The sequence below is a fragment of the Streptacidiphilus jiangxiensis genome, assembly GCF_900109465.1.
Lineage (GTDB): Bacteria > Actinomycetota > Actinomycetes > Streptomycetales > Streptomycetaceae > Streptacidiphilus > Streptacidiphilus jiangxiensis.
In genome coordinates this window covers 20,397-29,024 of sequence record NZ_FOAZ01000044.1, presented here as the reverse complement: position 1 = coordinate 29,024, position 8,628 = coordinate 20,397, and the positions used below count along the sequence as shown (strand labels likewise).

Annotated in this window: 8 protein-coding genes; 1 reads left to right on the top strand and 7 read right to left on the bottom strand. The window is 70.6% G+C overall.

The genetic code is table 11. The features are described from left to right. Positions 1-315: 315 nt before the first annotated feature. From BMY61_RS41480 to BMY61_RS41465, 4 genes are all read right to left on the bottom strand, one after another. The gene (locus BMY61_RS41480) at positions 316-519 is read right to left on the bottom strand and encodes a hypothetical protein (RefSeq protein ID WP_143094792.1); all 204 of its coding nucleotides are present in this window, start codon (positions 517-519) and stop codon (positions 316-318) included. A gap of 348 nt (positions 520-867) precedes the next feature. Beyond that, complete coding sequence (locus BMY61_RS41475; RefSeq protein ID WP_177240410.1) at positions 868-1,386, bottom strand: hypothetical protein; 519 nt, start codon at positions 1,384-1,386, stop codon at positions 868-870. 76 nt (positions 1,387-1,462) lie between these two features. Further along, entirely contained in the window at positions 1,463-2,227 is a 765-nt protein-coding gene (locus tag BMY61_RS41470; protein ID WP_042459500.1) for a GntR family transcriptional regulator, read from the bottom strand. Positions 2,228-2,285: 58 nt separating this feature from the next. Then, positions 2,286-2,705, bottom strand: coding sequence for a TIGR03668 family PPOX class F420-dependent oxidoreductase (locus BMY61_RS41465; RefSeq protein ID WP_042459497.1), 420 nt, complete (start codon positions 2,703-2,705; stop codon positions 2,286-2,288). A 204-nt stretch (positions 2,706-2,909) separates the two neighbouring features. On the opposite strand from BMY61_RS41465, the gene BMY61_RS41460 reads away from it, so the two are divergent. After that, positions 2,910-3,695, top strand: a complete 786-nt coding sequence (locus BMY61_RS41460; protein ID WP_042459494.1) for a hypothetical protein — start codon at positions 2,910-2,912, stop codon at positions 3,693-3,695. A 162-nt stretch (positions 3,696-3,857) separates the two neighbouring features. Here BMY61_RS41460 and BMY61_RS41455 read toward each other — a convergent pair whose 3' ends face one another. Genes BMY61_RS41455 through BMY61_RS41445 form a run of 3 tightly spaced genes read right to left on the bottom strand, consistent with a single transcriptional unit; the run spans position 3,858 to position 8,334 of the window. Next, positions 3,858-4,841 carry a helix-turn-helix domain-containing protein gene (locus BMY61_RS41455; protein ID WP_052439481.1) on the bottom strand — a complete coding sequence of 328 codons (984 nt, stop codon included), beginning with the start codon at positions 4,839-4,841 and terminating at the stop codon, positions 3,858-3,860. Further along, the gene (locus BMY61_RS41450; RefSeq protein WP_042459491.1) at positions 4,838-5,725 is read right to left on the bottom strand and encodes a replication-relaxation family protein; all 888 of its coding nucleotides are present in this window, start codon (positions 5,723-5,725) and stop codon (positions 4,838-4,840) included. Before BMY61_RS41450 ends, BMY61_RS41455 begins: the two co-directional genes overlap by 4 nt. Then, the gene (locus BMY61_RS41445) at positions 5,722-8,334 is read right to left on the bottom strand and encodes a P-loop NTPase family protein (protein WP_052439480.1); all 2,613 of its coding nucleotides are present in this window, start codon (positions 8,332-8,334) and stop codon (positions 5,722-5,724) included. The genes BMY61_RS41450 and BMY61_RS41445 overlap by 4 nt, the downstream gene beginning before the upstream one ends. Between the last annotated feature and the right edge of the window lie 294 nt (positions 8,335-8,628).

The following is an 8,628-nucleotide window of genomic DNA, read 5'->3' as shown; positions in this document are numbered from 1 at the left end:
ACTGGACCTGGCGTGCAGCGCCGGTCGATACAGCGCCCTGATCGCGCGGAGGGCTGCGGTGAGCACCGCACTGTCTGCTCGCGCCGGGCCGATTCCCTGTCGGATCTGGGCGCTCTGCTGCGTCACGTAGGAGGGTCGCTGCTGGTCGGGAGCGTGATTTAGCACGGTTCGCCGTGGGCTGCGGAAGCTCGGCTTGGGCAAACGACCTGGCACCGGCATGGCGTGCCCGGCCATTCGGCGTCGACCATGCTGTCGAAGCAGTCCGGTTCTTGCTCCTCGGCAGGAGGCTGGAGTTCCAGGCCGGTCCGGGGTGCGTCAGCGAAGGGAACTCGCCGCGGCTCGCTGTGCACCCAGGCCGCCGCGGATTCGGTGGACGTCGTACGTGGTCTCGCCGCCGTCGGTCTCGAGGCGGCTCAGCTCGCGGTCGAAGGTGTAGAAGGTGCCCATCACGCCGAACAGCTGCCGGTTCCGGACCCGGACCGCGTGGCAGCCGTCCAGTAGGTGAGGGCACTCGCGCACGGCGATCTCCGCGCAGGGCATACACAGCGGTTTGGGTGCATGGTCTCGACGTCGCGGGACCAGGTGCTCGCGTCGTCTTCGATCAGCCACAGGGTGCCGGCCTCGGTGTGCGAGGCTGGGCCGCCGCAGACCTGGCACCGGTTGCGGGTCACGCAGCGGCGCTGGCGCCGGGCGTGGACCTTGCCGTATTTGCGGGCGCCCTCGGTCCCCCGCAGCCGACACGATCGCGTGTCGGCTCCACAGGCCCCGTAGGAGTCTCGGTCCCCTAGGAGTCCACCGACATCCGCCGAGTTAGCCGCTACTGCGGCGGGGAGCATCCCGCTGCCTGCCCCGGTATGCCTGGCCAGCTCACTTCGCGGCCTCGCGCTCCAGCTGGTCCTCGAACACACCGATGATGCTGGCCAGCGTCGTCGGACTGAACAACTTCGCCTCGGGCCCGCGAAGCCACCGCCCGGCCGCCGGGTGGATCAACCCGGGCATGGGGCAGACGAGGTATCGGCCCGTTCGCAGCAATTCACAGTTGTTGCTGAGCCACTGCCAGGTGAAGTCGTCGGTGTTCGGCACCGTCAGGAAGTACATCCAGGGGGATGCGTGCAAGACGGGCCCGCACAGTGCGCCATGGCCCCAGGTCGCGAAGATGCGCTCGCCGAGGGCTTCGGGCAGACGGATCGCGTCGAAGAAGCGGCCGCACTCGACGGTGACGAGACCGCCACGGGAATGCTGCCAGTTCCAGTGATCCTGGGCGCTCGTGTTCGTCATGGCGGGCGTGCGCTCCTCCCGGGGCAGTGAGCAGCGGCTGGCGCCGCACAGTATCCGGAGATGCCGGCGCTCCGTCAGCGCCAGCTTGTATATCCAAGCTGCTTCCACGATAGGAGCTGGCTGCATGGATATACAAGCCGGTAGCTGGCCGACGGCCCCTCAGGAACGTGCCGGCAGAACGGATCTACGGAATGTCGATCACGAACTGGAAGCTGTGCCGGTCGCCGGGCATGCGGGAGTCGAGGACCTCGAGGATCTCGCCGGAGGCGGCGTGGCCGACACGGAAGACGCGGGCGAGCGGCACCCCGTCCGGGATTGCGAGCAGGTCGCGCTCGTCCGGCCATGGCATCCGGATTTCCAGCTCCTCGACGAACTGCACGAACCGCTGACGAATCGGCCCGGCGGGATCCTCGATCAGCGCGCTCACTCCGCCACGGATGCGACGCTGCTCCTCGACGGGCGTGCCCGAGAAGCGCGCGGCCAGATAGTAGGCGTTGACGAGCTGCATGGGTTCATCGTCGACGAGGTAGCGGAGGCGTCGGACGATGGCGGGGGTGCCCTCCGGCACGTCGAAGCGCGCGGAGATCTCGGCCGGCATGGGGACGTGCTCGACACTGCGGAGTTCTTGGCGGGCGACGTGGCCTTGGGCCGCGGCCTCGGCGTTGTAGTTCGCCTCACCGGTGCTTCGGCGTCTTCGCCAGTTGGCGCCGGTGGTGAGCATCTGCACGGCCGGGCGCGGCCGCACGGTCGTCGGCTTTCCCTGCTGGGTGGCGAGCAACCCGTCGGCCTTGAGGAGCGCGATCGCCTTGCGAACCGTCACGCGGGTCGTCTCGAACCGCGCCGCAAGCTCGTGCTCGGACGGGATCGGCTCGCCTGGCGCGAGCTCCCCGGAGAGTATGGCGTCGCGCAGGGCGTCGGCGATCCTGCGGAACAGGGGCACCTGGGTCATGGGCACGCGCGACCTCCGCTTGCGTATACAAGCTCCAGCCTACGGGAGCATCTGGCCGTCAGTCTCTGTAGGACCAGCCAGAGATGTGGTCGATCGTGATGGCCACGACGGCGCCGGCCGGACGCGCCTCGGCGTACTGGGGGTACTTCGCGGCCAGGAGGTCCAGGGCGCGCTCGCGCTCGGGGCCCTCCTCCCAGATCTCCGCGTCGCCGTCGCCCCGGACCCACCAGAGCTGGGTCCAGTCGTCGTCGTAGAAGTCCGCAAGGACGCTAACTCGCGGGTTGTCACGGATGTTCTTAAGGCGGCGCAGCGCGGTGGTGCTCTTCGGCTTGTGATCAACGGCGAAGTAGAGGCGGCTGCCCTCGGCAGCGAAGGTGATGGGAACCAGGTGAGGCTGGCCCGCGGGGGAGACGGTGGCGAGACGGACAGCGCGGGCAGCAACGAGTCGCTCACGGGCCTGCTCGGACGTCAAGTTCATAGGGGAGACGCTAGTGGGCGGCTGCGATGGCGTGGGTATCACGCTTGGCGCGGACGCGCCGTCACGTCTGTGCACTCCGCCACCTGAGGCCTCGCCGCTGCCGAGTAGGCGCCGAGCCGCTCCCTCCGCCGCCAGGTTGCGCACTCTGAGGATAATTATCTATTATTTGGCTCTCACACTCTGTGGAAGAGGAAGGACCCGGTCATGCCCGGTACTGGCATCGACTTCGACGCCATCGTTGCCGTCTACGGCATCGCGCCGACGCGGCTGCGCTCACTCGTGACGCGGAGCGCGGTGACCGGGTTCCCTGCTGCTGGCCCTGACGGGCAGTGGTCCGCGGAGGAGGTGGAGCTCTGGATGGGCGAACTGGTGTCAGCCTCCCAGATCGCCGGCCTTCTGGAGCTCAAGCGCGCCCAGACCGTTTTCGCCTACGAGCAGCAGCCCGGCTATTTCGTTGAGCCGGACCTGGTGGAGACGACGAATGCCGGGCGCAAGCAGCGGCGGTGGCGCCGGGGCAAGGTCCTGGCGTGGGACGCCAAGCGGCCAGGCCGCGGAAACCCCGAGCCTCGCAAGCCTCGGTCGGTTGCCGAGGTGCCGGCCGATGTCGACGTCAGCCAGGCCACCCTCAGTTCCAGCGAGGCGGCCGCGGTCCTCGGCTACGCGAGCATCAGCAGCTTCACCTCCGCGCACGCGCAGGGCCAGTTGCCGCAGCTGGGTGAGCCGGGAGCCCCCGAAGCCGGGCCTGGCCGGCCGAGCCGCCGGTGGGACACGAACCTGGTCCTGGCGGAGGCAGCCCGCCGACGCGTGACAGCGGCCGGGCACCAGGCGCGCTTGGAGGCGTGCTTGGAGGCGTTGCGCGCCGCCTGCGGAGCCGCAGTGTCCGCTGTGGCCCTGAAGGAAGCGGACCAGGGCGACGCCACGCTGGCCCAGTGGAAGTCGGCGATGGCGCAGGCGCGGCGTCAGTTCAAGCGGGAGCAGCTGACTGACTGACTGCGGCCGGGCAGGACAAGCGGCCGGCTCCTCGTCCCGCGGGGGCGAGGGCGGGAGGTTGGCTTCCTCCCCCCGGCCGCACTCTCCGGCCGACCGGGACCGCTGGACCCTTACCGGAGGTGTGATCCAGTCTAGCGGCGCGAGTCGCCGTTCCGGGGCGGCTCACCGGGCGCGGTCCGCTGTGGCGCAGGCACGGCACAACGCCTCGCCGACGGTGAGAGGGCGGCCGCACAGGCCGTCGTCTCCGGGGCACTCACGATGAACGCCGCGATCGGCCGGTCGCTGGGGCGCGGGCGGCGGACTGTCCTCGGCCGGGGGCACGGGTGTGGCGAGCAGGTCCTCGATGCGCCAGGCGAGAGCACCGCGGGGATGGCTGAGGTCCTCGGTGTCTGCGGTCAGCACGGTCAGCAGGCGGCTACGGCTCCAGCCGCGGCACAGCAACTCGTCCGCCTTCGGGCCGAGGCGGCGCAGGGCCGCGCCGGTGAGGGTGAGCTGCGGGATCCGGTCGGATGCCTCCCACAGCAGGTTCTGACCCGCAGTCGTCTCGGGCGCCTGCGGGTGGGCGCCTGTCTCCCGGGAATCGTCTCCCACCTCTCCTCCCCGGAACGGTCCGCCGTCGCGCGGCCGGCCGGGACGGGGTCGGGTGGGGTTGGTGTTCTTCGTCTTGGTGTTCTTGTTCTTGGTGTTCTTAGGGGTCGGATCAGCCGCTGGCGGCCCAGCCGCTAGCGGATAATCCACCACCGGCCGCGACCTGCGGTTTTGTCCGTCGCGGCTGGTCGGGGCCGGTGACGGGTTTTCCACCACCGGTGCTGAGCTGGGCTGGAGCGGCTCGGGGGTGTCAGTGATGAAGTACTCGACCGGGCCCAGCGTGCCGTCGGGCCGACGTCCCTGGCTGCGGTACAGGTACCCGCATGCCTCCAGCTCCCGTAGTCCGGTCTTGACGGAGTCGAGGCCGTCGGTGGACTGCTCAGCCAGGCGGTTCGGGGTGATGCCGTAGCCGTCACGGTGGCTGGCGAGGAGACCGAAGATCCCCTTGGCCTTGAACGACAGCCGGGCGTCGCGGAAGAGGTCGTTGGCGATCTGGGTGAAGCGGTCGGCGGCCATGGTGCCGCGGCGGATCCGCGGATACGTGGTGGTGCCGCTCACAGCCCGGTCCACCCCCGTGCCGTCGTGTCGTCACCGGCGAGCGGTGTCCAGACCGGCGCCGACGGTCCGTGGGCTTCGAGTTCCTCGAGGATCGCTGCGCCGAGGGGGACCTTGCGGGCCAGGCGGGCGGCCATCGGGTTGCCGGCCGCCATCGCCCGCAGGTCGTGGATGCGGTTGTTCAAGGTGGTGGGCTTCGCGTCGGTAAGCACGAACAGGACGCGGGGGAAGACCGGGTAGTAGCGCATCCAGGTGGGATGGGCTTGCCGTGCGCCGGCGGCGCGGCGCTGGCCTGGGGCGGGGAGCGGGGTGTGGTCGAGGAACCGGGCGTAGGTCATCAGTTTGGCGGCGAGGCGTTCGCTGCTCATGGTGGCGCGATCGACTTCGACGAAGGCTCGCAGCTGGGTACGGCCGCCGGGCTGGTTGGCGGTGTAGCGCAGCAGGGCGTCGGCGACCAATGCCTCGGCACGGGACTCGGACAGGCGGTGGTAGACCTCCGGGGTCCAGTCGAGGGGGCCGTAGTCGTCGCCGTGGCGGCGGGCGTCGGCCAGGAAGGCCAGGTGGGTGCGCAGCACGGCGAGGGTGTGCGGGGCGCGCAGGCGGACTGTGGTCTGTTCGGTCGGGGCCGCGGGGAGGTCTTGGTCGCGCAGTTCGGGCAGCTGCTGGGCCAGCTCCCGGCCTGCCGCCGTGAGGTACCACAGGCGCCTGGAGCTGGGCCGGCCGAGGAAGACGTGGTCGGCGAGCTGCTGCTCGCGTAGGCGCTGCAGGTGAAGCCGGGTCGCGTTGGGGCTCCGGCCCGTGCCCGTCAGCGCGTGCAGCTGGTCGGTGGTGGCCAGGCGGTGCTGAGCCAGGCAGGCGACCAGCAGATAGGTGGGGGTCTCGGTCACTGAAACTCCGTGGTCCGGGCGGGGTGGGGGCGCTCGGGGCGCGGCGGCGGGGTGCGGTCGGCCGGGCTGGTGAGGAAGGCGAGGACGGCGGCGTCCTGCTGGTCGGCGAGCTTGTGGAGGTAGGTGGCGGTGCGGGCGCCGACGGCTTGGATGCTGGTCTGGGTGAGTTCGCCGAGGTGCTTGCTGCTCTTGATGGCGCCGAAGACCTCGGCGGGCTGGGGGCCGCGTACGGTCAGGGGTCCGCGCTGCTTGCCTCCCGCGGTGAAGGACAGGGCGTGGTGGTAGCGGGGCAGTTCGGCGACCTGGCGGATGCTGAGCGCGCCGTGCCACTGCTCGGTGATGGCGCCGACCGAGTCGGTGGAGCCGGAGGTCGTCGACAGCGCGGAGGCGTTCTGCAGCAGGGAGGCGCGGGTGGCCGGGTTGATGCGCTCCAGCAGCTGGGCCAGGACGTGGAGGCGGATGCCGAACTTGCGCAGCTGCTCGGTGATGTCCGCGATCGTGGATCCGGTGCCGGCCTGGTCCAGCGAGATCAGCTCGTCCATGAAGACGTGGAACGGCTTTCGCTTCTTCTCCGGCAGGTCGCCCCGGGACAGGCCGGCGCGGAACACGTCGCGCATCAGGAGGTTGACCATCAGGCGCTGGGTGGGGCCGGTGCCGCCCAGGCACAGCCACACGATGCGGCGCTTGTCCATCGCCGCCCGCGCGTTCCACTTGCCGGTGGGGGCGCCGAGGAGGGCGTGGGCGACGGGGTCGGCGGCGAGGCGGTCCAGGGGGTTGAGGACGGGGGCGAAGGCGTCGTCGCCGTAGGCGGTGAAGGTGGTGCTCCACCAGGCCCTGGCCTTGTCGGGGAGCTTGTCGAGGACGGCTTCGCGGAATGTCGGGTCGGTGAGCAGTGTGCGGACCTGGAACACGGTGGCCTGCGCTGCGGGTTTGCCGGCGGCGACGGCCTGCCGGTTGACCTCGACCAGGGCTTGAAGGGCTTTGAAGAAGACGGTGGTGGCGCGGGGTGCGGTGTGGTCGTCCCAGCCGAGCACGATCGAGAAGGAGTCGACCGCCGCTCGCACGACCTCGTCGCCGCGCTGGCCGGCGTCCATGCCGAGGAGGTTCCACGAGGGCAGGCGGGAACCCGTGTCTCGTCCGGTCAGGTCGATCCGCCAGACCCGGTCTCTCAGCGACTCGTGCGCCAGGTACGGGGCGGCCGCGTCCCAGGAGTCGGCGTGGGGGTCGACGAAGAACACGCCGTCGCCTGCGAGCGCGACCGCGAGTGCCTGGACGACGGCGCGCGTGGTCTTGCCGTAGAAGGACTTGCCCACGGATACCGAGAAGAGGGTTTCCTCGAGCGGTGAGGCGATCAGCCGGGTCACCCCGTCCGGGCCGTGGTACCAGCCCTGCGGCATGAGCGGCGCGCCGAGTTCGTAGGCGGGCAGGACGGCTGCGGTCAAAGGCTGGCGGCAGTGCACGGTCGGGGGCTTGAGCAGACCGGAGAGCTCGCTGATGTTCAGCCAGGAGTCCGCGCGCGGCGCTACCTGGCCCGTGGTCCAGCGCCGGTCGAAACCGCGCCGGCGCAGGGGGTGGTTGGCGCTCCACTGCCACGGGCCCAGCCGGGTGCCGTCCACGCGCAGGCGGGACCGGCCGGCGAACACGTCCATCGCGGCCGTGAGCGCCTTCAAGGAGCGTTCGGCGCGACCCTTGACGTCGGAGGCGCAGCGCACGAGGAGCTGGAGACGGACCAGGCCGACGTCGTCACCGAGCCTGCCCCAGACCTGCGCGGCGTCGACCGGGCGAGGCCGGACCGTCATCGCCATGCGCCGGCCCCCGTGGCCGCGGTGGCCTGCGAAGTCCAGGAGATGCGCGAGTTGGACGACAAGCGAGTCCTCGATGGCGTCGGTGTCGGCGATCGCCCGACGGGTCGCCTTGCGCGCCTCCCTCTGCGCGCGGGCCCGCGCTGTGGCGGCGAGGTGCCAGCGCTTCAGGCGCAGCCGCCACGTCGGGACAGGCTGGAGGTCGACGATCACCTCGGCGAGGTCGCCGAGATCCGCGCGCACGTGCGCGACGGCGTCCACGATCGGCTGGAGCGGATCGGGCTGCAATGGCACCTCGCGCAACGGGGCGCCCGGGTCGCCGCGCAGCACGAACTGCGCGCGCAACGTGTGCTCGCGTTCCCGGTCCCGGATCGGGCGGCAGCGCTCCACCGTCACCTGGCCGTAGGGCGTCGTGGACAGCAGGTGGCGCGCGCTGGTGTGTCCCTCCAGGCTGTAGGCGAGCGGCGTCTCCCCCGTGCCGTCGGCGCGCAGCCGGATCCGCACCGACTTCGAACGCGCGGGCGCCCACCACGGCCCGGAACGCGCCGCACGCAACAGGACCGCCGCACCACGCCAGATCTCCTCCTGGCAGGGGTCGAAGGAGCGGGTCGGGGTGAGGGTGTAACGCACGCGCTCCGCGAGAACCCTCCGCGTCAGCCACTCACGCCAAACCAAGCCGCCGGCGATCAGCGGCAAGCCGATCAAGGTGAGCAACAGTCCGTGCACCGCAAGCCAGGCCGGCAAGTGCAACAGCCACAGTGTGAAGCGGACAAACAACCGCACCAGGCCGGTGGTCAGCCCGGTCACCGCGCACACTCCCGGCCGGCCGGGGAAGCGCCGAAGATCGGCAAGAGGTTCAGAATGTGATGCACAGTCGCCTTCCATGGGGATCGATGGGATCCAACGGAAGGAGAAAACCGGCGCGAGGTCACCGACACAGTCACCAGACCCACCCGGCCGGCATCACGAAGAGGCAACAGCTGCGGTCACCACCCGGGCTGGCTGACGGGTCACCAGTCCCGGCATGACCTGTCTCAGTGAAAGTGGGGCGCGTCTCACCGAGTCGAGACCGGCGGAAGTTCGTCTCACCCAAGTTGGGAT